At 65.8% G+C, this 25,242-nt stretch carries 24 protein-coding genes; 11 read left to right on the forward strand and 13 right to left on the reverse strand.

Features of this window, described 5'->3' with window-relative positions:
• Window positions 1-124 precede the first annotated feature (124 nt).
• Complete coding sequence (locus RPS27_RS06445; protein ID WP_211415894.1) at window positions 125-334, forward strand: hypothetical protein; 210 nt, start codon at window positions 125-127, stop codon at window positions 332-334.
• A 28-nt stretch (window positions 335-362) separates the two neighbouring features.
• On the opposite strand, the gene RPS27_RS06450 is transcribed toward RPS27_RS06445, so the two are convergent.
• On the reverse strand, window positions 363-1,202 hold the full coding sequence (locus RPS27_RS06450; RefSeq protein WP_212067891.1) for a protein-disulfide reductase DsbD domain-containing protein: 840 nt from the start codon (window positions 1,200-1,202) through the stop codon (window positions 363-365).
• Window positions 1,203-1,344: 142 nt separating this feature from the next.
• Between RPS27_RS06450 and RPS27_RS06455 the strand changes: the two genes are divergently transcribed.
• On the forward strand, window positions 1,345-1,989 hold the full coding sequence (locus tag RPS27_RS06455) for a YqgE/AlgH family protein (protein WP_211415896.1): 645 nt from the start codon (window positions 1,345-1,347) through the stop codon (window positions 1,987-1,989).
• Between the two features lie 11 nt (window positions 1,990-2,000).
• Here the strand turns inward: RPS27_RS06455 and RPS27_RS06460 are convergent, their stop codons facing one another.
• Both RPS27_RS06460 and RPS27_RS06465 read right to left on the reverse strand, forming a co-directional pair.
• Window positions 2,001-2,888: a TauD/TfdA family dioxygenase gene (locus tag RPS27_RS06460; RefSeq protein ID WP_212067892.1), complete on the reverse strand. Its 888-nt coding sequence runs from the start codon at window positions 2,886-2,888 to the stop codon at window positions 2,001-2,003.
• A gap of 98 nt (window positions 2,889-2,986) precedes the next feature.
• Window positions 2,987-3,766 (reverse strand): SDR family NAD(P)-dependent oxidoreductase, encoded by a 780-nt coding sequence (locus tag RPS27_RS06465; RefSeq protein ID WP_313753932.1) that lies wholly within the window; start codon window positions 3,764-3,766, stop codon window positions 2,987-2,989.
• A 97-nt stretch (window positions 3,767-3,863) separates the two neighbouring features.
• Here RPS27_RS06465 and RPS27_RS06470 point away from each other — a divergent pair, with 97 nt between their 5' ends.
• Together RPS27_RS06470 and RPS27_RS06475 are read left to right on the forward strand one after the other, a co-directional pair.
• Complete coding sequence (locus RPS27_RS06470; RefSeq protein WP_212067894.1) at window positions 3,864-4,601, forward strand: SDR family NAD(P)-dependent oxidoreductase; 738 nt, start codon at window positions 3,864-3,866, stop codon at window positions 4,599-4,601.
• A 92-nt stretch (window positions 4,602-4,693) separates the two neighbouring features.
• A complete protein-coding gene (locus tag RPS27_RS06475) occupies window positions 4,694-5,065 on the forward strand; it encodes a CsbD family protein (RefSeq protein WP_194404421.1) in 372 nt (123 codons plus the stop codon).
• Between the two features lie 172 nt (window positions 5,066-5,237).
• Here the strand turns inward: RPS27_RS06475 and RPS27_RS06480 are convergent, their stop codons facing one another.
• Together RPS27_RS06480 and RPS27_RS06485 are read right to left on the reverse strand one after the other, a co-directional pair.
• Window positions 5,238-6,950, reverse strand: a complete 1,713-nt coding sequence (locus RPS27_RS06480) for a DUF459 domain-containing protein (protein ID WP_211415900.1) — start codon at window positions 6,948-6,950, stop codon at window positions 5,238-5,240.
• 170 nt (window positions 6,951-7,120) lie between these two features.
• The gene (locus RPS27_RS06485; protein WP_212067895.1) at window positions 7,121-8,506 is read right to left on the reverse strand and encodes a lytic murein transglycosylase; all 1,386 of its coding nucleotides are present in this window, start codon (window positions 8,504-8,506) and stop codon (window positions 7,121-7,123) included.
• A 231-nt stretch (window positions 8,507-8,737) separates the two neighbouring features.
• On the opposite strand from RPS27_RS06485, the gene RPS27_RS06490 reads away from it, so the two are divergent.
• Entirely contained in the window at window positions 8,738-9,616 is an 879-nt protein-coding gene (locus tag RPS27_RS06490) for a UTP--glucose-1-phosphate uridylyltransferase (protein ID WP_194404419.1), read from the forward strand.
• Between the two features lie 105 nt (window positions 9,617-9,721).
• Here RPS27_RS06490 and RPS27_RS06495 read toward each other — a convergent pair whose 3' ends face one another.
• Window positions 9,722-11,218 carry a diguanylate cyclase gene (locus RPS27_RS06495; RefSeq protein ID WP_212067896.1) on the reverse strand — a complete coding sequence of 499 codons (1,497 nt, stop codon included), beginning with the start codon at window positions 11,216-11,218 and terminating at the stop codon, window positions 9,722-9,724.
• A gap of 154 nt (window positions 11,219-11,372) precedes the next feature.
• On the opposite strand from RPS27_RS06495, the gene RPS27_RS06500 reads away from it, so the two are divergent.
• The gene (locus RPS27_RS06500; protein WP_194404417.1) at window positions 11,373-11,636 is read left to right on the forward strand and encodes a hypothetical protein; all 264 of its coding nucleotides are present in this window, start codon (window positions 11,373-11,375) and stop codon (window positions 11,634-11,636) included.
• 139 nt (window positions 11,637-11,775) lie between these two features.
• On the opposite strand, the gene RPS27_RS06505 is transcribed toward RPS27_RS06500, so the two are convergent.
• Both RPS27_RS06505 and RPS27_RS06510 read right to left on the reverse strand, forming a co-directional pair.
• Complete coding sequence (locus RPS27_RS06505; RefSeq protein ID WP_194404416.1) at window positions 11,776-14,652, reverse strand: EAL domain-containing protein; 2,877 nt, start codon at window positions 14,650-14,652, stop codon at window positions 11,776-11,778.
• Window positions 14,653-14,791: 139 nt separating this feature from the next.
• Window positions 14,792-15,790 (reverse strand): NAD(P)H-quinone oxidoreductase, encoded by a 999-nt coding sequence (locus tag RPS27_RS06510; RefSeq protein ID WP_194404415.1) that lies wholly within the window; start codon window positions 15,788-15,790, stop codon window positions 14,792-14,794.
• Window positions 15,791-15,907: 117 nt separating this feature from the next.
• Here RPS27_RS06510 and RPS27_RS06515 point away from each other — a divergent pair, with 117 nt between their 5' ends.
• Window positions 15,908-16,099, forward strand: coding sequence for a DUF1192 domain-containing protein (locus tag RPS27_RS06515; RefSeq protein ID WP_212067897.1), 192 nt, complete (start codon window positions 15,908-15,910; stop codon window positions 16,097-16,099).
• A gap of 509 nt (window positions 16,100-16,608) precedes the next feature.
• Window positions 16,609-17,118 carry a DUF1465 family protein gene (locus RPS27_RS06520; protein ID WP_212067898.1) on the forward strand — a complete coding sequence of 170 codons (510 nt, stop codon included), beginning with the start codon at window positions 16,609-16,611 and terminating at the stop codon, window positions 17,116-17,118.
• A gap of 156 nt (window positions 17,119-17,274) precedes the next feature.
• Here RPS27_RS06520 and rpmE read toward each other — a convergent pair whose 3' ends face one another.
• Window positions 17,275-17,502 (reverse strand): 50S ribosomal protein L31, encoded by a 228-nt coding sequence (gene rpmE / locus RPS27_RS06525; RefSeq protein WP_008137002.1) that lies wholly within the window; start codon window positions 17,500-17,502, stop codon window positions 17,275-17,277.
• A 197-nt stretch (window positions 17,503-17,699) separates the two neighbouring features.
• Between rpmE and RPS27_RS06530 the strand changes: the two genes are divergently transcribed.
• Window positions 17,700-19,550 carry an ABC transporter ATP-binding protein/permease gene (locus RPS27_RS06530; protein WP_212067899.1) on the forward strand — a complete coding sequence of 617 codons (1,851 nt, stop codon included), beginning with the start codon at window positions 17,700-17,702 and terminating at the stop codon, window positions 19,548-19,550.
• A gap of 96 nt (window positions 19,551-19,646) precedes the next feature.
• On the opposite strand, the gene RPS27_RS06535 is transcribed toward RPS27_RS06530, so the two are convergent.
• From RPS27_RS06535 to RPS27_RS06550, 4 genes are all read right to left on the reverse strand, one after another.
• Window positions 19,647-19,862 (reverse strand): hypothetical protein, encoded by a 216-nt coding sequence (locus tag RPS27_RS06535; RefSeq protein WP_212067900.1) that lies wholly within the window; start codon window positions 19,860-19,862, stop codon window positions 19,647-19,649.
• Window positions 19,863-19,970: 108 nt separating this feature from the next.
• On the reverse strand, window positions 19,971-20,417 hold the full coding sequence (locus RPS27_RS06540; RefSeq protein ID WP_212067901.1) for a GNAT family N-acetyltransferase: 447 nt from the start codon (window positions 20,415-20,417) through the stop codon (window positions 19,971-19,973).
• A complete protein-coding gene (locus tag RPS27_RS06545; protein ID WP_194408455.1) occupies window positions 20,417-21,445 on the reverse strand; it encodes a peptidoglycan -binding protein in 1,029 nt (342 codons plus the stop codon). Before RPS27_RS06545 ends, RPS27_RS06540 begins: the two co-directional genes overlap by 1 nt.
• Before the next feature lie 161 nt (window positions 21,446-21,606).
• Window positions 21,607-22,626, reverse strand: coding sequence for a flagellar motor protein MotA (locus tag RPS27_RS06550; RefSeq protein ID WP_212067902.1), 1,020 nt, complete (start codon window positions 22,624-22,626; stop codon window positions 21,607-21,609).
• Between the two features lie 169 nt (window positions 22,627-22,795).
• Between RPS27_RS06550 and RPS27_RS06555 the strand changes: the two genes are divergently transcribed.
• Window positions 22,796-23,815, forward strand: a complete 1,020-nt coding sequence (locus tag RPS27_RS06555) for a cyclopropane-fatty-acyl-phospholipid synthase family protein (RefSeq protein WP_211415906.1) — start codon at window positions 22,796-22,798, stop codon at window positions 23,813-23,815.
• Window positions 23,816-24,045: 230 nt separating this feature from the next.
• Window positions 24,046-25,239 (forward strand): efflux RND transporter periplasmic adaptor subunit, encoded by a 1,194-nt coding sequence (locus RPS27_RS06560; RefSeq protein ID WP_211415907.1) that lies wholly within the window; start codon window positions 24,046-24,048, stop codon window positions 25,237-25,239.
• Window positions 25,240-25,242: the final 3 nt, after the last annotated feature.

Raw genomic sequence — 25,242 nt, forward strand, 5'->3', positions numbered from 1 at the left:
AGAGCGTGACCTTCCGGGCCGCCTCGAACTATGCTGGCCGCATAGTGAATTCATTTGGAATATGTGCGGGCCGGTTGGTCGCGCACGGGACGCCATTTTCAGGCCTTTTCAGAAGGAGCGATTGATGACTCGATTCATGATGTGCATGGCCGTGCTCGCCGCGATGGCCGGCTTCGATCTCTATTCCATGACGCCCGCGCGGGCGGACGCCTGGGGATGCTCCTACGAAAAGTGCCTGGCTTACTGCGCCAAGGTCGGCGGTCAGCGCTGCAGCACATATTGCACGAAGAAGCTGCAGGAAAAGCAGGCCTCGAAGGTCTGCCCCGCATCCTGATCGGCTTCGTTGCTCCGTCCGCGACGAGCTATTCCAAATTGGTATTGAACTCGTAAGATTTCTCCGGCCCGACCAGGGTGAATTTCAGCGCTGCGCCGTCGGGCTTGGCGCCCGGCGGCAGGCCGTCGAGTTCGAACGAGAAGCGCTTCACGCCAGCAGGGCTTTCCTTGACCGGCTCCGGAATCGGCAACGCCCATTCGGGCGTCGGCCCTTCCACGTACAGATTGACGTTGCTTCTGTCAGGCGCAACCACGTCGACCACCACGTTCTTGGGACCGTCGCGCTTGACGTCGCGGATGGTGAGCGGATTGGGATCGCCGATATTGGCGGGCTTGGGCACGGTGTCGAGCGCCGCGCGCAAATTGGCATCCTCGGTGGAGGCGACGTTGTTGAAGCCGAGCTCGAGTTTGGCGTCGACCGGAATGCAGAGCTTCTCGCACACGGCGTAATTGATCTCGGCACGCAAGGTCACGGGCTTGTCGGCCGCCTTGGCGACGATGCGCAAGGGCAGCACGATCTGGTCATGATAGCCGATCGAATGGCCGCCGGCGCCATCGTCGAATTTCAGCGGCGCCGGCCACATGATCGTCACCGCCTCGACATTGTCCGACTTCGAGAAGTCGAATCGCGGCGGAACGCCGGAATCGCCGGGGCTGCGCCAGTAGGTTTTCCACCCCTGCTGGAGCTGGAAGGCGATACCGCCGAGCAGGACGGCGCCGCTGCGTGATCCCGCCAATAGCCGCACCGCGGAATGTCCGTCGCGCTGCCACGGCGAAGCGTCATCGGCGCGGGCTGCGATGGCCAGTGACGACGCAAGCAGGGTTGTCGCGACGCCAATCGCCGCACGCAGGGGAACTCTTGTGAGCATGGCACGTCTTTACAGGGTCGCCCTCGCGCAAACCATTGAATTGCTTGTGATGGATGCACCTGAATCGCGTCCCTGCAAGCCTTGATTTGACAGCGGCCCGGCCCGACATCAGGATAGGAATTGAAACCGGAGTGCTTCACCGATGGCTCCCACAGGCAAGAGGACGGGCGAAAGCACCCGCGGGGCGGGCTCCGGACTCCCGAATTCGGCCGGTTATCTCGACGGCCGGCTGTTGATCGCGATGCCCGTCATGGGCGATTCCCGCTTCGAGCGCTCGGTGATCTATCTGTGCGCCCATTCGGCGGAGGGAGCGATGGGCATCATCGTCAACCACCCGGCCGGCAGCATCGACTTCCCCGAGCTCTTGCAGCAACTGGGCATCATCAAGAAGGGCGAGCACATCAAGCTGCCCGAGAATGCCGAAAGCATGAAGGTGCTGCGCGGCGGCCCGGTCGATACCGGCCGCGGCTTCGTGCTGCATTCGAGCGACTTCTACATCGAGAACGCGACGCTGCGGATCGATGACGGCGTATGCCTCACGGCGACCGTCGACATCCTGCGCGCCATCGCCAACGGCTCCGGCCCCAAGCACGCCATTCTCGCGCTCGGCTATGCCGGCTGGGCGCCGGGCCAGCTCGAGACCGAGATCCAGAGCAACGGCTGGCTGCATTGCGATGCGGATGCGGATCTGATCTTCGGCGACGACGTCGACGACAAATACAACCGCGCCCTGCACAAGATCGGCATCGACCCCGGCATGCTATCGAACGAGGCGGGGCACGCGTAGCTGGCGCGAGCCTACTCCGCCGCCTGCTGCTGCACCGTCGGCTCCGTTCCCGCCACCGTCGCTCTTCGCATGTCGCGGGGCTGCGACTGGTCGTAGCGGCGGACGCGGTGCATGGTCTGGCGGTTGTCCCACATCACGAGGTCATGCAGCTTCCATTTATGGACGTAGACGAACTCCGCCTGCGTCGCGTGCTCATTGAGATCGCGCAGCAAGAGGCGTCCCTCCGGCACGCTCATGCCGACGATCTTGCCGGCATGCGATGACAGATACAGCGACTTGCGGCGATGCACGGGATGCGTCCGCACCAGCCGTTGCAGCACCGGCTTGAACATCTGCTTCTCGTCGTCGGTGTATTCGGTGAAGCCGAGCGATCCCCGCGAATACATCAGCGAGTGCTCGCAGATCAAATCCTCGATCTCCGCCTTGGTCTCGTCGTCCAGCGCATCATGGGCGGCGCGCATGTCGGCGAATTCGGTGTTGCCGCCCTTCGGGTTCACAACGCGCGCCGACAGCAGCGAGAACTTTGCCGGGATTGGGCGGAACGAGCTGTCGGAGTGCCACAGGCAATTGCCGAGGTTGAACAGATTGGCGCGGCTGTCCTTCGGCAGCGGCTTGCCGTCCTTGCCGAGGTTGGAGACGTCGTTCAGGCCCGAGCTGAGGCGGTATTCGTCGGCCTTGGTGATGTTGCCGCCCCGGGCGTCCTCGCGCTGGCCGAAATTGAGCGCAAAGGCCATCTGCTGCTCGTCGGTGATGTCCTGGTCGTGGAAGACCAGCACCGCGTATTTGTCCATGGCGGCCTCGACCTCGCGTGCTTCGGCCTCGGTGAGAGGCTTTCGCAGATCGAGGCCGGAGACCTCGCCGACAAAATGCTTCTGAAGCTGCCGGATGGCGATCGTCATGACGTTCTCTCCCGCGGGTCGCGAGCGGTTGGTCCCGCTCTGTCGGCGAAAAAGCTACTCTCCGACCCGGCGTTGTCAACGCTCGGCGCGCATGGCTCTCACGCGTTCCGCGCCATCAACCCGCCATCCACCGGGATCACCGCGCCGGTGAGGAACGACGCCGCCGGCAGGCACAGGCTCAGTGTCATGTGCGCGACCTCCTCGGGGTCGCCGTAGCGTCCGAGCGCGGTGCGGCGCTTGGCGTAGATCGTCTTGTGCTCTTCGGAGATGCGGTCGGTGATCGCGGTGCGGATCGGGCCCGGGCAGATGCAGTTGACGGTGATGCCTTCGCGGCCGAGCTCGACGGCGAGCGAGCGGGTGAGGCTGGCAACGCCGCCTTTCGCTGCCGAATAGGGGCTGTGCAATGCGGTGGCGCCGAGCGCCTCGGTCGAGGCGATGTTGACGACGCGCGCGCACTTGGACTTGCGCAAATGCGGCAGCGCGGCGCGAATGATGCGCGGATGCGCCGTCAACATTACCGCGATGCCCTTGGCCCAGGCGTCCTCATAGGCCTCGTCGTCGATCGCGATCCGCACGGAGATGCCGGCATTGTTGACCACGATGTCGAGCCCACCGAAATGCGCAGCGACCTCTTCAACGACGCGCTTGATCTCGCCGCCGTCGGCAACGTCGAGCTTCCATGCCTTTCCTGATCCGCCGCTCGCGGCGATCTCCCCGGCAACCGCCTGCGCGCCTTGCGCGTCGAAATCGGTGACGGCGACGTTCGCGCCTTCAGCGGCGAACACGCGCGCCGTCGCGCGCCCCATCCCGCTCGCCGCGCCGGTGACGAGAACGGTCAGGCCCTTGACGGACCGGCTGAGCTCCTTGAACTCGGACATGTTGTTTCCTCGGGAAGTCGCTTGTTCTTGTTATGATTGACAAGGCTGGCACCGATCCGCAGACAGGTCAAACAAGCAAGACAAAAGGGAGGCCGCGATGGCGAACGAGCTCGATTTCTCAGGCAAGCAGGTGCTGGTCGTCGGTGGTTCGAGCGGGATCGGCAACGGCATCGCGCAGGCGTTTCGCACGCGGGGCGCGCAGGTCGTGGTTTGCGGCACGCGTGCTCGCGCAACGGAATATTTCGCGGAGGAGGGCTCCGATCTCACGGGTCTTTCCTACGCGCAGCTCGACGTCAGCAATCCCAGTGCGGTCGAAGCGTTCAAGCCGTCCTTCGACAGGCTGGACGTGCTGGTGCTCGCGCAAGGCGCGGTGCTCTATCGCCGCGGCGAATTCGAGATGGCCGGATTCCGCAAGGTGGTGGAGGTCAATCTCATGAGCCTGATGGCCTGCGCCACGCGTTTTCATGCCATGTTGCGGGATGCGAAGGGCGCGCTGATCATGGTGTCCTCGAACGCGGCCTATCATTCCACCATGGGCAATCCCGCCTATAACGCCTCGAAGACCGGCGCGGTCGGATTGACGCGGACGCTGGGCGAGGCCTGGGCCGAGGACGGCATCCGCGTCAACGGCATCGCGCCGGGGCTCGTCGACACCAAGATGACGAAGGTGACGACCGACAACCCGAAGCGGCTCGAAGGCGCGCTCGCGCGCATCCCGCTGCGGCGATTGGGCACGCCGGCCGATATGGCGGGCGCGGCCCTGTTCCTGGCCTCGCCGCTGTCGTCCTACATCATCGGCCAGACGCTGGTCGTCGATGGCGGGCTGATTTTGTAGTTTGTTGCCGGGCCACACATACACTTTCGTCATGGCTTGGAACTGCGCTGCTCCTGATCGGTTACTTGGGCTGACCCCCGAGGAGGAGCATCATGGATACGGATCGGATTGTTGGCGCGGCCAAGGACTACGCAGGTAAGGCGGAAAGCGCGATCGGAGACATGGCAGGCGATTCCAAGACGCAGGCCTCAGGCAAGGCACGCGAGGCTGCGGGCACCGTGCAGAATCTCTACGGCCAGGCCAAGGATGCCGTGCGTGACGCCGCGGACACCGCGACCAGCTACGCCAAGGACGCCTATGACAACAGCGGCGACACATTCCGCGATGGGACACAGGCGCTGTCGAAGAAGGTGCAGGACAATCCGCTCGGCGCGCTGATGGTGGCCGGCGGCATCGGCTTCGCGCTCGCGCTGCTGATGTCGCGCCCCGCGCGTCGTCCCCCGCCGTCGCGCTGGCGCTACTGAGGGCTGAGCGACAAGCACGCATCTCGGGCCCCGGACGCAGCGCGCCACGCAGTGGTGCGCTGCTGAGCCGGGGCCCGTTCTTTTTCGCAGGCCGTGAGAGGAACTGATCCCGACTCTGCGCAGCAGCGTCCACGCTGCCGTGCGTCCGGGACACGCGATTGCCGTTCCGAAATTACCGGAACATCTCGGCCGAACGTCCGACGTTACCTGGCGGACGCGGGACCCCCGGATTGGGATTTGGATTGCGAGGTCCGGGCGCGGGCGTCAGTTGACGCGGCGGTGCCGGCTGCGGTGAGCCGAAGCCGAAGAAATCGCGGAAGGATGGGCTCGCCTGTGCCGGCTGTTGCGGCGGGACCGGCGGCTTCTTCGGCGCCAGCTTCGGCGGCGCGATCGCAGCGGCTGCCCCCGGTGTCCCCGATGCATTCGGGCCGTTGCCGTCAGGCGTCGTCGCGGCAACAGGCGTATCGCCCTTGGCCTGCTCGCGGCCGACTTCGCGGCGCGGCCAGGCATAATCGTCGGCGCGGCCGGCGGGAGCTGCCAGCGGCTCGCCCTTCACCATCGTCTTTGCGGCGAGCGCATCGACGGCGGCGGGACGCGAGCCCGGGCCGCCCAGCAATTGGTCGGTCGAGATCGAGGCTGCAACCAGCGGCACGATCGGCCCCGCCAACGGCCGCGGCGCGGGCTTGCCGGGCTCGGCGCTGGTATCGGGGGTCGCCGGCTCGCTCGGCAGCGCGATCGGGCCGGAGCGTCCCGCCAATAGGCGCGTGATCTCGCGCTCGACATAATGCGCGAGCTTGCGGGCGCCGGGCTTGGTGAAATAGACGCCGTCAGAGCTGCGGAGCTGGCGGATCTGGCCTTCGAAGTCCGGGCCCTTCTGCAGGAAACGGCCGGCTTCGTCGACGAAACCGTCCCAGACATCGACATAGGTGATGCCGGCCTTGGCCGCGCCCTCGCGATAGAGCGAGTCGAGGAACAGCGTATCCGCGGTGCCCTTGGGTCCGCGAACCGCGGGCAGGCCGACCCAGAGCACCGGCACGCCCTTGGATTTGAGGACGTTCGCAAGCTCCTCGATCTTCTTGCCGTAGAGCTCGATCCAGCGCTCGTCGCGGAATTCGTAGAGGCCGTTCGGATTGCGGGCGGTCTTTTCGGGGGCGGCCGCCGGAGTGTCGGCGTTGTCGGCGTCATCCTGCGGCAGGTCGGCATCGGCAGGCTTGTCGTCGGGCTTGGCGGCCGTATCGTGGCCGGGCTTGGTCTCGCCGGGCTTTCCGTCGCTTTTTCCTTGTGGCTTGCCGCGCGCGCCCTTGTCGTTCTTCTTGTCCTTGTCCGCAGGCTTCTCCGCCGCCGGCTCGCGGATCGCGGCGCGGTCGTTGAGGCCGAGCATGACGACGATGACGTCGGGCTTCTCGGTCTCCAGGATGCCCCTTGCCGCCGCCGCCCAGTCCGAGGGCTCACCCTTGGGCTGGTACTTGATCAGGCCTGAAACGGTCTTGTGCTTGCGGATCACGCCCATGTCGGGCTGCTCGGCATAGGCGTCTTCCAGGCCATAAGCGAGCCAGTCGGCCATGGCATCGCCGAGCACCAGCACGTTCTTCTCAGGGATCGTGTCGCGCTTGGCCGGCCCCGGCGCGCGCGAAAAATCCTGGCGCGGTGCCTGCGGCTGTTGCTGCTGGAACGGTGCAAAGAAGTCGCCGCCGAACCATCCGCCGCCACCACCGCCGCGTTGCGGCGGCGGCGCCGAGCGCTGCGGCGGACCGCCGAAGCCGGGGAAGTTGAAGAACTGTGCCGAGGCAGGCCCCGCAACCGACACCAAAATCGCAAGCGCCGTCCCCAGCGCGATCAACGGGCCGGTCTCGGTCAGCGCCTTGAACAGGGACTTCTTCGACATGCGATCTCGGGCACGCGCAACGGGGATCGGGATTGGCTCAATATAGTAACGGAATCGGGCGCCAAACGGGCAAATTCCATCGCAGATTCTTGTCCCATACACCGGGGAACAGCCGCCTCCGTCAAGGTAGGCGGGCGAAATCCCTGTTCAGGGTTACTTTCGGGGCGATTTTACCGCCCGCGCAGCCGGTCCAGCACGTCGGAGGAGGCAAATCCGTCGGCGGGCACCCCGATCGAGGCCTGGAAGTTACGCAGGGCCTCCCGGGTCTGGCCGCCGAACTGGCCGTCGGGGGTGCCCTTGTAGAAGCCGCGCTGGGCCAGCAGCTGCTGCAGTTCCAGCCGCTCGGTGCGCGACAGCTCGCGCTCCTGGCGCGGCCAGGGCTGCACGAAGGGCTGGCCGCCGCGCAGGCGGTCGGCGAAATGACCGATGGCCAGCGCATAGGCCTCGGCCGGGTTGTATTTCATGATGACGCGGTAGTTCTGCAGCATCAGGAAGCCCGGCCCCTGCGCGCCCGCCGGCGCCAGCAGATAGGCCTTCTCCGCCGGATGCGGGAAGGGCTGTCCGGTCGCCCGCTTCAGCCCGAGCTTCTCCCATTGCGCGATCGGCATCGCCTTGGCGCGGTCGGCCAGCATGTAGTTGAAGCCCTGCGGCACCACGACCTCGAAGCCCCAGGTCTGGCCGGCCTGCCAGCCGTCCTTCTTCAGATTGTTGGCGGTGGAGGCGATCAGGTCGGTCGGATTGTCGACGACGTCGCGGCGGCCGTCGCCATCCCCATCGACGGCAAAGCGCTTGAACGCGGTCGGCATGAACTGGGTCGGGCCGAAGGCGCCGGCCCAGGAGCCGCGCATCTGCTCCGGCCTGAGATCGCCGCGGTTGACGATCTCGAGCGCCGAGAGAAACTCGTCCTTGAAATAGGCCTGGCGGCGGCCGATGCAGGCGAGCGTCGCGGTCGATTGCAGCACGCTGCGGTCGCCCATCTGTGTCGAGTAATTGGACTCGATGCCCCAGATCGAGGCGATGATGTAGCGGTCGACGCCGGTGGCTTTCTCGGTGGCGTCGAACTGCGCCTTGTATTTGACGAGCACCTCGCGGCCCTTGGCGAGACGGTTGTCGTTCACGAGGATGTCGAGATAGTCCCAGATCGATTTGGTGAACTCCGGCTGCGAATCCATGAGGTCCATGATGCGCAGATCGGGGCTGAGGCCCGCCGTGAAGCGCTGGAAGTTTTCCTGCGTGACGCCGCGTCGTGCGGCATCGGGCCACATCCCGGCGACGCAATTATTGAAATTGCCGGCGGCCTCGCGGATCGCCGCAGCCGTCATCAAGGGATGGCCGGAGGCGCCGTCCTCGCCGCTCCAGGGCTGGGGGCCGCCGGAGCTCGCCGGGGCTTGCGACGGCGCAGGATTGGGGCCGGAGAAGATGCCGCCGAACAGGTTGGACAGGCCGTTCTGCGCCTGGGCATGCGCGCCGGCAGGCAGCAGCAAAGCGGCCGCAATCATCATTGCGCCCGTTGCGGATACCGCCCGTCTTGCTTGCCCTGCCACCGATCGCATCATGTCCCACCCGTCGGGCTGTTCAAAAATCCGCCATGAGGAGGCCTGGTTACGGTTGCCAATAGCTTAACAAAGGTGAAATTTTGGTGGCGGCCTTTTTCTTAACTCTGCGCGGATGAGGCCCCACATCCGCCTTTGTTGGCGGCTGCAAACAGGCTAGCAAGATGCCATTGCTCCATTCTTGGCTCCGCTTCCAGCTTCGTTCCATCTGCCCCCAGGTATTCGAACAATCCCATGAAAATTCGCAAAGCCGTATTCCCCGTCGCCGGCCTCGGCACCCGTGTCCTGCCCGCCACCAAGGCGATGCCGAAGGAAATGCTGACCATCGTCGACAAGCCGCTGATCCAGTACGTCTATGACGAGGCGAGGGAAGCCGGCATCGAGCACTTCGTCTTCGTCACCGGCCGCAACAAGAACGTCATCGAAGATCATTTCGACCGGATGTTCGAGCTCGACGCGACGCTTGCGGCGCGCGGCAAGAAGGCCGAGCAGGACATCCTGGCGCAGAACCAGCCCGAAGCCGGCGCCGTCAGCTTCACCCGCCAGCAGGCGCCGCTCGGCCTCGGTCACGCGGTCTGGTGCGCGCGCGACATCGTCGGCAACGAGCCGTTCGCCGTCGTGCTGCCCGACGAGCTCGTGCTCAACACGCCCGGCTGCCTCAAGCAGATGATCGAGATGGCATCCTCGCTCGGCGAGAAATCCAATCTGGTCGCGGTCGAGGCGGTGCCCGACCATCTCACCCATCAATACGGCATCTGCGGCGTCGGCAAGCGCAGCGGCAAGATGTTCGAGGTCGACGGCATGGTCGAGAAGCCGGCCAAGGGCACCGCGCCCTCCAACCTCTCGATCACCGGCCGCTACATCCTGCAGCCCGAGATCTTCAAGATCCTGGAGACGCAGGAGCGCGGCGCCGGCGGCGAGATCCAGCTCACCGACGCCATGATCGGCCTCGCCAAATCGCAGAAATTCTACGGCGTCGAGTTCGAGGGCGAGCGCCACGATTGCGGCTCCAAGCCCGGCTTCCTGCGCGCCAACATCGCCTACGGCCTGAAGCGGCCGGAGCTGCGCGACGGCTTGATCGCGGAGATGAAGAAATATCTGGGGCAGTCATAGCCACCCACGCCGTCGTCCCTGCCCCGTGCGCAATTGCGCACTAGGCATGGACGACACCGTTGGTGTGGCGGATTGCGTCGCGTTCAATAACGGCGGCGTAGCGCCTCACGCCACCAGCGACAGCTTCGGCAGGCTCGCCACCACCGACTGATTGCGTCCGCCCGCTTTCGCCGCATAGAGCGCCTTGTCGGCGGCGGCGACCAGGACCGACCAGTCCATGCCGGCGGTGGGAATGAGGCTGGCGACGCCGCAGGACACCGTCAAGATCACCTGCTCATCGGACCAGCCCTGCACCTTGGTGCGGATCGCCTCGGCGACCTTGAAGGCGTCGGCGGCCGAGATGTTCGGCAGCAGCACGGCGAATTCCTCGCCGCCATAGCGCGCGGCACAGTCGCCGGCCCGGCTCACCGAATCGGAAATGCAGATGGCGATGCCGACCAGCACCTGGTCGCCGGCCTGATGGCCGAACGTGTCGTTGTAGGTCTTGAAGTGATCGGCATCGATCATGAGCAGCGCGACCGGCGCCTTCTGGCGCATGGCGCGCCGCCATTCGACGTCGATGACGGAATCGAACTTGCGGCGGTTCTTCAGGCCGGTGAGCGCGTCCGTCGTCGCCATCTCCTCGAGCTTGCGCTCGGCCTCCGCGCGCCGGCCGATCTCCCGCGCCAGCACCAGGGTCGATCCCAGCACGAACAGCGCGAGCACCAGCACCACGGCGCCGATGCGAAACGCCTCTTTCTGCCAGAGCGCGAAAACCGCGGCCAGAGGCTTGCCCGCCACCACGAACAGCGGTCCGCTGTCGGCGCTGCGGACATAGAGCCGCGGCGTCGGATCGACCGGGCCCTGTCCGGAATAGGCGGCGCCGACCGGGAGGTTGTCCGCCTTCCAGGCCCGGCGGTCGTTCAGGTTCGTGCCGATGATGTCGAGATCGAACGGCCGCCGCATCATGATGGTGCGGTCGCGCTTGAGGACGGTAATGGTGTCTTCGGGGTCGAGGTTCAGCCGCTCGAACAATTCGTGGAAATAGCTGAAGCGGATCGAGCCGGCGACGACGCCGAGGAATCCACCGTCGGTGTCGCTGATGCGCCGGCTCAGCACGATCGCGTAAGCGCCGCGGAACAGCATCGGGCGGCTGATGAAGAGCCCGGCCTCGGGATTGTCGCGATGGACCCTGAAATAGTCTTCCTCGCTCCGGTTCTCCGGGAGGGGATCGAGCGTGGAGGCGTCGATGGCCAGCCTGCCCTCGGGGTCGAACACCTGGATGGCGCCGAAATGCCTCGCCGTCGTCGCGTGATCGAACAGGATCAGGTGACGGACCGGCTTCGACACCGTCGCCAGCTCGGGCAGCAGCATGTTGCTGGCGACCGCCTTCAGCGAGAGGTCGTAGATCTCGACATTGCGGCTGACGTCGGACTGGATGGTCGTCGCGAGGTTCTCCAGCGTCTGGCGGGCGAGCGCCTCCTCGCCGCGGCGCATGTCGAGCATCACGTTGACGCAAATGGCGGAAAAGCCGATCACCGTCACCACGGACGAGACGATCAGCAGCTTCGCCGAAATCCGCCACGGCCGGCGGGCCATGAGGTCGCGCCATCCAGACAACATCGCTTGCTCCCGGTATTAGTGGATGCGCCCGAAAGCTTGAGCAGTGTTTAAGGCAGGACGGAGCTGCCGTAGTGAGTTAAGAATCGGTATACGCAGCCCACGTTTTTGGGCAGGCCCGGTGTGAGCAGACCCGGTTTCGGACAAGAGGACTGATGTGAACGACTACGACGCGTTGCGCGACTATCTGATGCGGCAGAAGCAGGATGAGCTGGTGCTGAGCTTCGAGCAGATCGAAGAGATCATCGGCGCGGCCCTGCCGCGCGCGGCCAATCGTGCCTCGTGGTGGGACAGCCTGCGCAGCCCCGACATCCAGATGCCGCAGCGCGAAGCGTGCCTCGCCGCGGGCTTCGTCGCGACGCGGATGCCCGACGGTACGAGCGTGCGGTTCACAAAGCGCAAGCCGCAGAGGCGGTGGTAGCGCAGCGGCACACTCTTCCCCTCTCCCCTTGTTGGAGAGGGTGGCTCGCCGCGCAGCGGCGAGACGGGTGAGGGGTTCTCTCCGCGAGCCAATCTCTTGCGGTTGAACTCGCGGAGACAACCCGGGAGAAGGAAGAAGATCAGCTCGCCGCTTCCAGCCGCACTTCCGTCAGCAGCCGCATCGCCGCATCGGCGTCCATCGGCTCGCCGAAGGCGAAGCCTTGGGCGTATTCGCAGCCCATCTGGTAGAGCTCGACCGCGTCCGAATCCGTCTCGGCGCCCTCGGCGACGACGTCCATGCCGAGGTCGTGCGCGAGCGCGATGATCGACTTCAGGATCACCGGCCGCGTGCCGCGGTTGGTGGTGCGCACGAAGGACTGGTCGATCTTGATGGTGTCGAACGGGAAGCGCTGCAGATAGGCCAGCGAGGAATGGCCGGTACCGAAATCGTCGAGCGACAGTCCGGTGCCGAGCTCGCGGATCCGCGTCAGCATCTGCGCCGCGTGCTCCGGGTTCTCCATCACCAGCGATTCCGTCAATTCCAGCTTCAGAGTGCCGCGCGCCACCGAGGAGCGCGACAGCACGGTGCGGATGTCGTGGATCAGATCGTGGCGCAGCAATTGCCGCGACGAGACGTTGACGCTGGCGAATATCGGCTCGCGCGAGCGCATCGCGCGCTGCCACACCGAAAGCTGCTTTGCGGTCTGGTCGAGCACGAACATGCCGAGGTCGACGATCAGGCCGGTCTCTTCCGCGATGGTGATGAACTCCGACGGCGCCATGCGCCCGAGCTTGGGGTGATCCCAGCGCACCAGCGCTTCGAAGCCGGCGACGGAGCGATCCTCCAGCCGCACGATCGGCTGATACAGGATCGTCAGCTCCTGGCGCTCGATGGCGCGGCGCAGCTCGCTCTCCAGCGTCAGGCGATCGGTCTTCCGCGCCCGCATCGCCGGCTTGTAGACATCGATGCGGTCGCCGCCGATGCGCTTGGAATGATACATCGCAAGCTCGGCGTCCTTGATGATCTCGTCCGTGAGCTGCGTTTGCGGATCGGAGAGCGCGAGGCCGATCGACGCGGTCAGGAAGATCTCGCGGTCGTTGAAGGCGATCGGCGCGCGGATGGTCTTGCGGATGGTCTCGGCGAAGGCGGTGATGCGGGCCGGGTCCTGCTCCGACAGCAGGATCAGGCCGAACTGGTCGCCGGCCATGCGGGCCAGCGTGTCCTGCGGCTTCAGGATGCGGGTGAGGCGGCGGGCCAGCGTCAGCAGGATGGAATCGCCGACCGCGATCCCGACGGAATCGTTGACCTGCTTGAAGCGGTCGAGGTCGATCACCATAAGCGTCGGCCGCAGCGTCGGCATGGTCTTAGCGAAATGCGCGACTGCGCCGAGCCGGTCCATGAACAGCTTGCGGTTGGGCAGGCCGGTGAGGTTGTCATGCACGGAATCGTGCAGCAGGCGCTCCTCGGCGTTGCGCAGCTCGGTGACGTCGGTGAGCGTGCCGACGACGCGCGAGACCTCGCCGTCCGAGCCGACCACCGGCCGCGCCTTCAGCGCGAACCACATGAAGTGGCCATCGGGGGTACGCAGCCGGAAATCCTGCACCAGGCGGCCGCGGCGCTGGTCGAGTACGCTGTCGAGCGCGGCGCGGAAACGGTCCTGATCCAGCGGATGCAGCACCTCGAGCCAGGAGGCCGCAGGCCCCTCCAGCGTGCCGCGCTTGAGGCCGAGCAGGGCTTCCGTTTCGGGGCTGGTGAAAACCTTGTCGGCCGAAACGTCCCAGTCCCAGATCAGGTCGCCGGAGCCGGCCAGCGCCAGGGCCCGCCGCTCGATGTCGGAGACGACGCCGGTGGAGGCGCCGCCGCCGGCAAAGGCGTGCTGCATCACCGTGAAGCCGATCAGCATCACGATCAGCACGAGGCCGCCGAGCAGGGCGGGGCCGACGATGTCGTTGGTGACGGAGCCGGCGACCGTCATGCCGGCCGCGACCACCCAGACCACGAGGAGGAACCAGGTCGGGATCAGCAGCACGGCGCGGTCGAAGCCGTGGGTGGAGAGATAGACGATCAGCGCGAAGCCCGCGAACGCGATCAGCACCAGCGAGATGCGCGCGATGCCGGAGGCGACGGCCGGATCGAACAGCGCGAGCGCGACCAGCGACCCAAGGAAGGCGAGCCAGCCCACCGTGATGTGCGAATAGCGCACGTGCCATCGGCTGAGATTGAGATAGGCGAACAGGAACACCAAGAGCGTCGCCGCCAGGATCGCCTCACCCGCCGCGCGCCAGATGCGCTCGGCGTTGTTCGACATGTCGAGCACCTTGCCCCAGAAGCCGAAGTCGACGCCGATATAGACCAGCACCGCCCAGGCCAGCGCCGCGGCGGCCGGGAACATGATGCTGCCCTTCACCACGAACAGAATGGTCAGCACCAACGCGAGCAAGCCGGAGATGCCGATCACGATGCCCTGGTACAGCGTGAACGAGTTGACCTTGTCCTTGTAGGCTTCCGGCTCCCACAGATAGAGCTGCGGCAGCTTGTCGGTGCGCAGCTCCGCGACGAAGGTGATGACGGCGCCGGGGTCGAGCGTGACTCGGAAGACGTCGGCGGTCGGGCTTTCCTGCCGCTCCGGCCGGTCGCCGGTCGAGGGCGTGATGGTGGCGATGCGCGACAGGCCGAGGTCGGGCCACAACAGCCCTGAGGAGACGATGCGGTAATGCGGGGCGACGATCAGGCGGTCGAGCTGGTCGTCGGTGTTGTTGGCGAGCGCGAACACCACCCAGTTCTGGCCGCCCTCGCGGGCGCGCACCTCGATGCGGCGGACGATGCCGTCGGTGCCGGGCGCGGTAGAGACCTGGATGCGATCGGCATCGCTGCGCTGATGCTCGAGCACGCCGGTGAGGTCGATCGCGGGCGCGTCACTGCGAACGCTGACGGCGTCGAGCGCGCGTGCAGGGGACGCGGCAACGAGCATCATGAGGCCCAGCGCGATGGGCGCGAGGCACCTGATCAGACGCAAGGTCAGTTCTCCGCGTTCGACGCAAACTCTTCGGTGAAGACGATTTCAGACCGAACGAACGTGGTTCGGTGCGTCGCGATAGATGCCACGAAAGCGAGGAAAATCAAAGGGTTTCCGCCTCGCCCTGTGGGCCGGCGGCCTAGACCTCCAACACAATTTTGCCAATATGTGCGCTCGTCTCCATGCGCCGATGCGCATCGGCTGCCTTTTCCAGCGGGAAAGTGCTGTCCATCAGCGGTTTGACGCGGCCTTCGCGCAAAAGCGGCATCACTTTCGCTTCGATTGCGGCCACCATCGCCGCCTTGTCCGCATTAGTACGGGGGCGCAGTGTCGAGCCGGTATGGGTCAGGCGCTTGACCATCACCTTGGCGATGTTGACGCTGACCTTGGGCCCGTTGAGGGTTGCGATCTGCACGATCCGGCCGTCCACCGCGGCGGCGTCATAATTGCGATCGACATACTCGCCGGCGACCATGTCGAGGATCAGATTGACGCCTTCCTTGTTGGTCGCTTCCTTGACCACGGCGACGAAGTCTTCCGTCTTGTAATTGATGGCGCGGTCGGCTCCGAGCTTGAGGCAGGCGTCGATCTTGTCCTGCGATCCCACGGTGACGAACACTTTCGCGCCGAACGCCTTCGCGAGCTGGATCGCCATGGTGCCGATGCCGGAGGAGCCGCCATGGATCAGCAGCGTCTCGCCGGCTTTCAGGCCGCCGCGCTCGAACACATTGTGCCAGACGGTCATCAGGGTTTCCGGCAGCGCGCCGGCTTCCTTGATCGACAGCGCCGGCGGCACGCTCATCGCCTGGGCGTCCTGGGCGATGCAGTACTGCGCATAGCCGCCGCCGGCGACCAGCGACATCACCTTGTCGCCGATCTTATGCCGCTTGGCGTTGCTGCCGACCGCGACCACTTCACCGGCGATCTCCAGGCCGGGCAGGTCGCTGGCGCCGGGCGGCGGCGGATAGGCGCCGGAGCGCTGCGCGACGTCGGGCCGGTTCACGCCGGCGGCCTGCACCCTGACCAAAATCTCGTCCGGTCCTGGCTGCGGAACGCTGCGCTGCTCAGGAATCAGCACCTCCGGTCCGCCGGGCTTGGAGATGGCGACCACGGTCATTTGCGCGGGCAGCTTGTCCATGATGTGTCCTTGAGCAAAGGTGCGGGAGGAAACGAGGCCTTTGCTTAGCCAGAGCGGTCCGGGCTGGCAACCGCCTCAGACGTGGGGTCCGGTCCGCGGATGAGAGGAGGAACGACGATGGCAAGGGAAGACGACGACCGCCCGCGCAAGAAGATCACGCACGAAATCGGACAGGATCTCTCACTCTTGTCGGTGGAGGAACTGACCGAGCGCGTCACGCTGCTCAAGACCGAGATCGTCAGGCTGGAAGAAGCCGCCACCAAGAAGCGCGCCTCGCGCGATGCGGCGGATCATTTCTTCAAGAAGTAGCGATCTGTCCCGGACGCGGTGCGGCCTTGGCGATGCGAAGCATCGGCCAGCGCGCCGCTCCGCAGAGCCGGGACCCACGCCTCACCCCACGCATCTGCCAAAGAACTGGGCCCCCGCCTCAGCAGTGCAGCACTTCGTGCCGCACCGCGTCCGGGGCACGAGACCTGCTCGGCCACTGGCCGACATGGCTAACGAACTCTCAAAAAATTCGCTCGTTTACTCCGGATTAAGCTTTTCACTTTATGACTGGAACTGTCCTCGTTTGGACACCGAGTGGCTCCTGTCCACTCTGTTTGACGCCTCCCTGTTATCAACTTTAAAAGCCGCCGGTCTCCGGCGGCTCTTTTTTTGCTTTTTGCATCCCGTTGCGGTTGAATTCCTGGGAATGACCCGCGGAAACCATATCCGCTCTTGTCACTGGACTCGGCGTCCCGCCCGCGCAATGATTTGTTCATCATAAGCCGGCGCCAAAGCCGGACAGTCAAACAGTTGCGTAAGAGGCGTTAACCATGGAACGTTTGCAGGCCGACGGCGCTCTCGTTCAACTCAGCGAGCGGTTCACCAATTCTGCGGCGTTCGGCGTCCTGTTCCGCGAGGGCATGGACCTCGTCGAAGAGACCGCCGCCTATCTCGACGGTGCCGGCCGCACCGAGGCCAAGGCGCTCGACCGTGCCGTCAGCCTGACCTACGCAACCGAGAGCATGCGCCTCACCACCCGCCTGATGCAGCTCGCCTCCTGGCTGCTGCTGCACCGCGCGGTGAAGGAAGGCGAGATGACGCTGAGCCAGGCCAATCGCGAGAAGACCAAGGTCAAGCTCAGCGCCGCCGATCCCGGCCCCACCGACACCATCGAGAAGCTGCCCTCGCAGCTCCAGGACCTGATCAATCGCTCGATGAGCCTGCAGACCCGCGTGCGCCGCCTCGACACCACCATCCACACCCCGCCGGCCGAGCACATTGCGATCGGCAATCCGCTGGTGCCGCACCTCAACGCGCTGAAGGCCGCGTTCGAAAGGTAACGCCGCGTTGTCATTCCGGGGCGGCTCGTAGAGCCGAACCCGGAATCGAGGTTACGGGTTCGATGCTACGCATCGCCCCGGAACGACAGTCCCAAAAACACAAAAACGCCCCCGGCTCTCCGGGGGCGTTTTCCGTCTCCAGCCTTGCGGGCCGGATCAATCCTTTTTGAGGAAGCCCGAAAACTTCTTCTGGAAGCGCGAGACGCGGCCGCCGCGGTCCAGCATCTGGGCGTTGCCGCCGGTCCAGGCCGGGTGCGACTTCGGGTCGATGTCGAGGTTCAGCGTGTCGCCTTCCTTGCCCCAGGTCGAGCGGGTCAGGTACTCGGTACCGTCGGTCATCACGACCTTAATCGTATGATAATTCGGATGAATTTCGGCTTTCATGGCAAATTCCTCGGCGCCCGGCGCCTGTTCTGGTGGCTCGCGAATGACGGATTTGGCCGGCTCTATACCCCACGAAACCCCGTAAAACAAGCCGGGCTTGCGCGGTGAACCGGGTTTGCCCCTAAGGGACATCCCGGATTTGCCACTACTGTTGCACCGGCCTATTGGGAGCAAACGAATGCAATGGGTCAGATCTCATGAGCGCAGTGGAACGGCTTGATGGCCAATATGTCGATCAGCCCGGAATGAACGCCGCGGACACCCCCTCGATCGAAGCCGAGCTGATCGAAGAGCCGGCCAAGGGCCGTGCCAAGCTGCGGCCGCTGCTCGCGCTGGCGCCCTATGTCAGCCGCTATCGCGGCCGGGCGGCACTGGCCTTCGTCGCGCTCACGGTCGCGGCCCTGACCACGCTGCTGGTGCCGATCGCGGTGCGCCGGATGATCGATTTCGGCCTGACGCCCGAAGGCATCGAGCTGATCAACAGCTACTTCTCGGTGATGCTCGCGGTGGTCGGCGTGCTCGCACTCGCCAGCGCCGCGCGCTACTATCTGGTGATGACGATCGGCGAGCGCATCGTCGCCGACCTCAGGCGCGACGTCTTCGCGCATCTGCTCTCGCTGTCTCCCGCCTTCTTCGATTCCGCGCGCAGCGGCGAATTGATCTCGCGGCTCACCGCCGACACCACCCAGCTCAAATCGGCGGTCGGCGCCTCCGTCTCGATCGCGCTGCGCAATCTGATGATGTTCCTCGGCGCCACCGCGATGATGGTGATCACGAGCCCGAAGCTGTCGGGTTTCGTGCTGCTGGCCATTCCCTTGATCGTGCTGCCGCTGGTCGCCTTCGGGCGCTGGGTGCGCCGGCTGTCGCGCAACGCGCAGGACACGCTCGCCGAGGCCTCGGCCTATGCGGGCGAGCTGGTCGGCGCGATCCGCACCGTGCAGGCCTATACCAGCGAAGGGTTCGCCGAGAAGCGTTTCGGCGGCGAGGTCGAGCAGGCCTATGAGGCCGCGCGCACCTCGACCCAGGCGCGCGCCGTGCTCACGGCCATCATCATCTTCATCGTGTTCGCAAGCGTGGTCGCGATCCTCTGGATCGGCTCGCATGACGTCCTCACAGGCGCGATTTCGCCGGGCCGGCTCGGTCAGTTCGTGCTGTACGCGGTGTTCGCGGCAGCGGGCCTCGGCCAGCTCAGCGAGGTCTGGGGCGAGGTCTCGTCGGCCTCCGGCGCGGCCGAGCGCCTGTTCGAGATCCTGCATGTGAAGCCCGAGATCAAGGCCCCTGCGGCCCCGCGCGCGCTGCCTGTGCCGGCACGCGGCGAGGTCGGCTTCGATCAGGTCAGCTTCGCCTATCCGGTGCGGCGCGACGTCAATGTGCTCGATGCCGTGTCGTTCACCGTGCGGCCCGGCGAGAAGGTCGCGATCGTAGGTCCGTCCGGTGCCGGCAAGAGCACGATCTTCCACCTGCTGCTGCGCTTCTACGACCCGCGCAGCGGCGCGATCTCGCTCGACGGCGTGCCGGTCAAGTCCGCCGATCCCAGGGATTTCCGCTCGCGCATCGCGCTGGTGCCGCAGGAATCCAACGTGTTCGCCGCGAGCGCCCGCGAGAATATCCGCTTCGGCCGGCCCGATGCGACCGATGCCGAGGTCGAGCGCGCCGCCGAGCTCGCCCATGCCGCTGAATTCATCCGCCGCCTGCCGGAAGGTTTCGAGACGCCGCTCGGCGAGCGCGGCGTGACGCTGTCAGGCGGCCAGCGCCAGCGCATCGCGATCGCGCGCGCCATCCTGCGCGATGCGCCGCTGCTGCTGCTCGATGAAGCGACGTCCGCGCTCGACGCGGAGAGCGAGACCCTGGTGCAGACCGCGCTGGAGGAGCTGATGCGCCACCGCACCACGCTGGTCATCGCGCACCGCCTCGCCACCGTGCTGTCCTGCGACCGCATCCTGGTGATGGACCAGGGCCGGATCGTCGAGCAGGGCACCCATGCCGAGCTCGTCGCCGCGAACGGACTCTACGCGCGGCTCGCGCGGCTGCAGTTCGAGGGGGCGTAAGGCTCCGCCAGGGCAGCGCGTAAGCTATTGATTTTGCTTGCGCCGGCTACTGTGCATGGGGTTGTTTTTCGATATTCGGTACGGAGCACGCCGTCCCTAGGGGCACTTCGGCGACAGCGTCGGCACGTTCGGCCACGGCCAGTTCTTCCAGCTGCCGTCCTCGCCGACGCAGGCGGTCGGGGCAGGGCCGTTCGCCGGAGCATGCGTCCCGATCGATGCAAAGCGCTGGTCGACATAGCTCGTCGACACATATCCGGCGACGATGACGGCCAGAAAGACCGAGGAACCCTGAGCCCAATCGCGCAGCCTCATCGCTCGTCTCCATCCGCTTGTCATCGCTGCTCTGCATCAACGACTAGCAGACGTTCCTGGATCCCTGCGTGACGGGCCTCACGCCCGCCGGAATGACATACGTCAGGATCACGCCTTCCACGCCATCTTCAGCACCGGCCGGCCCGAGGTCGGGTTCACATCGTCGCCGGCATGGGCAAAGCCGTTGCGCTCGTAGAAGCGGATGGCGCGGGAATTGTCCTTGTTGACGAGCAGCGTCACGCCTGAGGGTGACAGGCGCTTGGCTTCATCGACGAGCAGCCGCGCCGCATCCGAGCCCCAGTGATCAGGATCGACCACGAGCTGGTCGAGATAGCCCTCGCCGTCGATGGTGACGAAGCCGGTCAGCGCGCCGTCCTGTTCGGCCACCACGACCTGCGCCTTCGGCACCAGATCCTTGCGCCAGCGCTCGCGCCACCATTCCAGCCGCTGCGCAAAATCGATCTGCGGATAGGCCTGCTGCCAGCTGCGATGCCAAAGGTCGATCGAGGCGGCTTCGTCCTCGGGGCGATAGGGGCGAAGGTGGAGGGCGCTCACTACCGCTCCGTCAGCTTCAGCTCGATGCGGCGGTTGCGCTTGTAGGCTTCCTCGGTATTGCCGGGATCGAGCGGCTGGAATTCGCCGAAGCCGGCCGCGACGAGGCGCTGCGCGGGCACGCCGAGCGAGACCAGATATTGCACCACCGAGATCGAGCGGGCCGCGGACAGGTCCCAGTTCGATTTGAAGTTCGGGCCGTTGACCGGGCGTATGTCGGTGTGGCCGTCGACGCGCAGCACCCAGGGAATCTCGTTCGGGATCTTCTTGTCGAGCTCGATCAGTGCGGTCGCGAGCGTGTCGAGCTCGGCGCGGCCCTCGGGCAGCAGCATAGCCTGTCCGGTGTCGAAGAACACTTCGGACTGGAACACGAAGCGGTCGCCGACGATGCGGATGTCGGGCCGGTTGCCGAGGATGGCGCGCAGGCGGCCGAAGAACTCGGAGCGGTAGCGCGACAATTCCTGCACGCGCTGCGCCAGCGCCACGTTCAACCGGGAGCCGAGATCGGCAATGCGGTTCTGCGATTCCTTGTCGCGCTTCTCGCTGGCGTCGAGTGCCTCCTCCAGCGCGGCCAGCTGCCGGCGCAAAGCGCTGATCTGCTGGTTCAGCACCTCGATCTGCGCCAGCGCCCGCGCCGAGACCGCCTTCTCCGAATCCAGCGCCTTGCCGAGCTCGGAGGTCTTGCCTTGCGCGTCGTTGCCGGCGGCGGCGAGACCGTCATAGAGGCCCTTGATGCGGTCGCGCTCGCCCTCGGCCGAGGCAAGGCCTGCCTTCAGTTGCGAGACCTGGTCGTCGAGCGTGAGCTTGCCGAGCTTCTCCAGCGACAACAGCTCGTTGAGCTGCGCGATCTTGGCGTTGAGCTGCTCCAGCGCCTTGTCCTTGCCGGTGACCTCCTGGGACAGGAAGAACTGCACCACCAGGAACACCGACAGCAGGAACACGATCGACAGCACCAGCGTCGACAGCGCGTCGACGAAGCCGGGCCAGTAATTGAAGGAGCTGTCGCTGCGGCGGCCGCGGGCCAGTGCCATATCGTCGATCTCCACTCTCGTGTCCCGGACGCGCTGCAGCGCGCAACGCTGCTGCGCAGAGCCGGGACCCATCTGTCATTCGGAAGGTGCTGGGCCCCGGCTCAGCGACGCATCACTTCGTGCTGCATCGCGCCCGGGGCACGAGAACCTCCGTTCGATCTTCAGCTCTTCTCCGGCTGCCGGGCGAGGCGCTCCAGCAGGCGGCGGATCTCGCGGTTCTGCTCGCCCTGGCCGTCGGCCCATTCGCGGATCATCTGCTGCTCGGTGCGCATGTGCGAGACCAGCGCCTGGATGGCTTCGGCAAGGCTCGCCATCGCCGCCGTGGTGCCGCGGCTGGTGCCGCCTTCCTCGAGCACGGAGCGCAAGCGTTCGACCGCGGCCTGCAGTTCGCCGCTGGCCACCCCACCGCCGCCGCTGGACGCGACCGCGACGTCGCCGCTGCCATATTCCCGCACGGTGGTGGCGAGCCAGTCCTCGAGGTCGGTGTAGAAGCGGTTCTGCGCCTGGCTCGACTGCAAATCGAGGAAGCCGAGGATCAGCGAGCCGGCGAGGCCGAACAGGGAGCTCGAGAACGAGATGCCCATGCCGCCGAGCGGGGCGGCGAGACCCTCCTTCAGGGTGTCGAACAGGGCGCCGGAATCGCCGCCGACCTTGAGCCCGTCGATCACCTTGCCGACCGAGCCGACCGTCTCGATCAGGCCCCAGAAGGTGCCGAGCAGGCCGAGGAAGACCAAAAGGCCGGTCATGTAGCGCGAGATGTCGCGGGCTTCGTCGAGGCGCGTCGCGATCGAATCGAGCAAATGCCGCATGGTGGTCTGGGTGATCGACATCCGGCCGGAGCGCTCGCCGCCGAGGATCGCCGCCATCGGCGCCAGCAGTTTCGGGTGCCGGGCCGGCGCCAGGCCGGGATCGGCGATGCGGAAATTGTTGACCCAGGAGACCTCAGGGTAGAGTCGGATGACCTGCCGGAAGGCCAGGATGATGCCGATGAACAGCACCCCGCCGATCAGGGCATTGAGCCCGGGATTGGCGAAGAAGGCCTGGATGATCTGCTTGTAGAGCACCACGCCCACCAGCGTGCACAGCACCAGGAAGACCAGCATCCGCACCAGGAAGACGCTGGGCGAGGACAGTTTTGTGTACTCGATATCCATGGTGGAGCGGGAAGTGCCAGACGGCATGGCCGGTATCATCCGTTACGAAAGCTTGCTTGCAGTGCGCACTATGGCACAGCGCCAGCCCAAAAAAAGCGCCGGATGCGCCGATTTCGGGGACGGCGCTGGGAACCCGGACCGGAAGCGGCGCTTTGATAGACAGGTATCTGCAGAAGTTCGCTATTCGGGGGGCCGCATGAGCGTCGTTTCCGCGATTATGGGGACTGCCGAACGCGTGCCGCTGCCGGACGTCGTGATCCGCGCTGCGATCCAGCGCCTGTGCTCCCGCACTGCAACGCGCCTCGCCGGCCATGACGCGGCCACCGACGCCGCCTTCGCCGGCCGGATGATGCTGCGGCCGATCGTCGAGGATTCCGAGGCCGGGCGTGACGAGGTGCCCGCCTCGTTCTTCGCCGACGTGCTCGGCCCCTGCCGCAAATATTCCTGCTGCTTCTACAAGACCGATTCGAGCACCTTGCAGGAGGCGGAGGAGGAGGCCTTGCGCCAGACCGTCGAGCATGCCGGTCTCGCCGATGGCCAGACCATCCTCGAGCTCGGCTGCGGCTGGGGCTCGCTGTCGCTGTGGATGGCGCGGCAGTTTCCGCACGCCAAGGTGACGGCCGTGTCGACCTCGCAGGCGCAGCGCGCTCATGTCGAGGAGGAGGCGCAGCGGCGGGGTTTGCTGAACCTGCGCGTCGTCACCGCGGACATGAACGTGTTCGCGCCCGACGGCCAGTTCGACCGCATCGTCTCGGTCGAGATGTTCGAGCAGATGATGAACTGGCGCAAGCTGATGACGCGCCTGCGCTCATGGCTCGCGCCCGAGGGGCGGTTCTTCATGCAAATCGTCAGCCACCGCTCCGGCTCGCAGCTGTTCGACCGGCTCGATCGCGACGACTGGATTGCGCAGCACGTCTTCACGGGCGGTCTGATGCCAAGCCATCACCTCGTCAGGCAATTCGACGACGTCTTCACGGTCGAGAAGGAATGGTGCTGGAGCGGCACGCATTATCAGCGCACCGCGAACGACTGGCTCGCCAATTTCGATAGGCATCGCGACGCCATCGAGGCGTCGTTGCGCAAGGTCTATGGCGAGGAGACCGCGCTCTGGCTGCGGCGCTGGCGCTGGTTCCTGCTCGCGACATCGGGTCTGTTCGGCTACGCCGATGGAACCGAATGGGGCGTCAGCCAGTACCGCATGAAAGCCGCCGAGTAATTGCGCTGTTCCGTCGCAGCACGCGGCGGTGGACCCCGACTCACAATCAAGTGACACGGCAAAAGCGTCCTGAACTCAACGGCATACCCTGTGTGACAATGAGCCGCCTGTGCCATGCGTTGCATCGCAGCAGGTGCCTTCTATTTTGTCCGCATCAGCCGCGTTCGAAGGGCCAGAATGGCCTCGCGCGGAACGTGATCAGTTTCAACAATATCGGGGCACCCCACTTCATGTCAGGACTTCGTGCGCGATCGGCATGCGTTGCAATGATGCTCGCGGCCCTGGCGCCACTGCTTGCGGGCTGTGACGAATCCAGCTCCGCAGTGTCCGCCGCTCCGCCGGCCCATCCTGACGTCAGCATCGTCATCGTCAAGCCGCAGCCGCGCGCCGTGGTGCGCGAGCTGCCGGGCCGCATCGCGCCGACGCGCGTCTCCGACGTGCGGCCGCGCGTGTCCGGCATCGTGGTCGAGCGCCTGTTCCGCCAGGGCAGTGAGGTCAAGGCGGGCGATCCGCTCTACCGCATCGATCCGCGCCCGTTCGAGGTCGAGGTGATGGCCAACGAAGCTGCCCTCGCCAAGGCCGAGGCTGCGTTGATGCAGGCCAGGCAGCAGGCGCACCGTGTCGCCACCCTCACCAAGGATCGCGCCGCCCCTGAAGCCGAGAACGAGAAGGCCATTGCGGCCGAACGTCAGGCCCATGCCGAGGTCGAAGGCCGCAAGGCCGACCTCGCGCGCGCCAAACTCAATCTCGACTACGCCACCGTGCGCGCGCCGATCGACGGCGTGGTCGGTGCGGCCCTGGTCAGCGAGGGCGCCCTCGCGGTGCAGAACGAAACCAATCTCGCCACCATCCAGCAGCTCGATCCGATCTATGCCGACTTCACCCAGTCGGTGAACGAGCTCAACCAGCTTCGCCGCGCCTTCGAGACCGGCGACCTCGAGCGCATCGCATCCGATGCCGCCAAGGTGCGCCTGGTGCTCGACGACAACACGATCTATTCGCTCGACGGCAAGCTGCTGTTCTCCGATGCCAAGGTCGACGCCCATACCGGGCAGGTGACGCTGCGCGGCGAGTTCCCCAATCCCAAGCGCGAGCTGTTGCCGGGCATGTATGTCCGCGTCCGCATCGACCAGGGTCTGGATTCCGACGCGATCGCGGTGCCGCAGCAGGCGATCCAGCGCAACGGCGGCGGCGGCAGCGAAGTGTTCGTCGTCAAGGATGACAACCATATCGCGGTGCAAGCGGTCCGTACCGGATCCGTGCAGGACGGTGTCTGGTTCATCACGGAAGGCCTGAAGGCCGGCGACAAGGTCGTGGTCGAGGGGTTCCAGAAGTTCGCGGCCGGCGACAAGGTCAAGCCGCAGACCTGGTCGGAGGCGGACGCGACCGCCGACAACCGACACGCCCAGAAGCTGACGCGGTAACGC

It is taken from the genome of Bradyrhizobium sp. WYCCWR 12699 (assembly GCF_032144035.1).
In the GTDB taxonomy this organism is placed as follows: domain Bacteria; phylum Pseudomonadota; class Alphaproteobacteria; order Rhizobiales; family Xanthobacteraceae; genus Bradyrhizobium.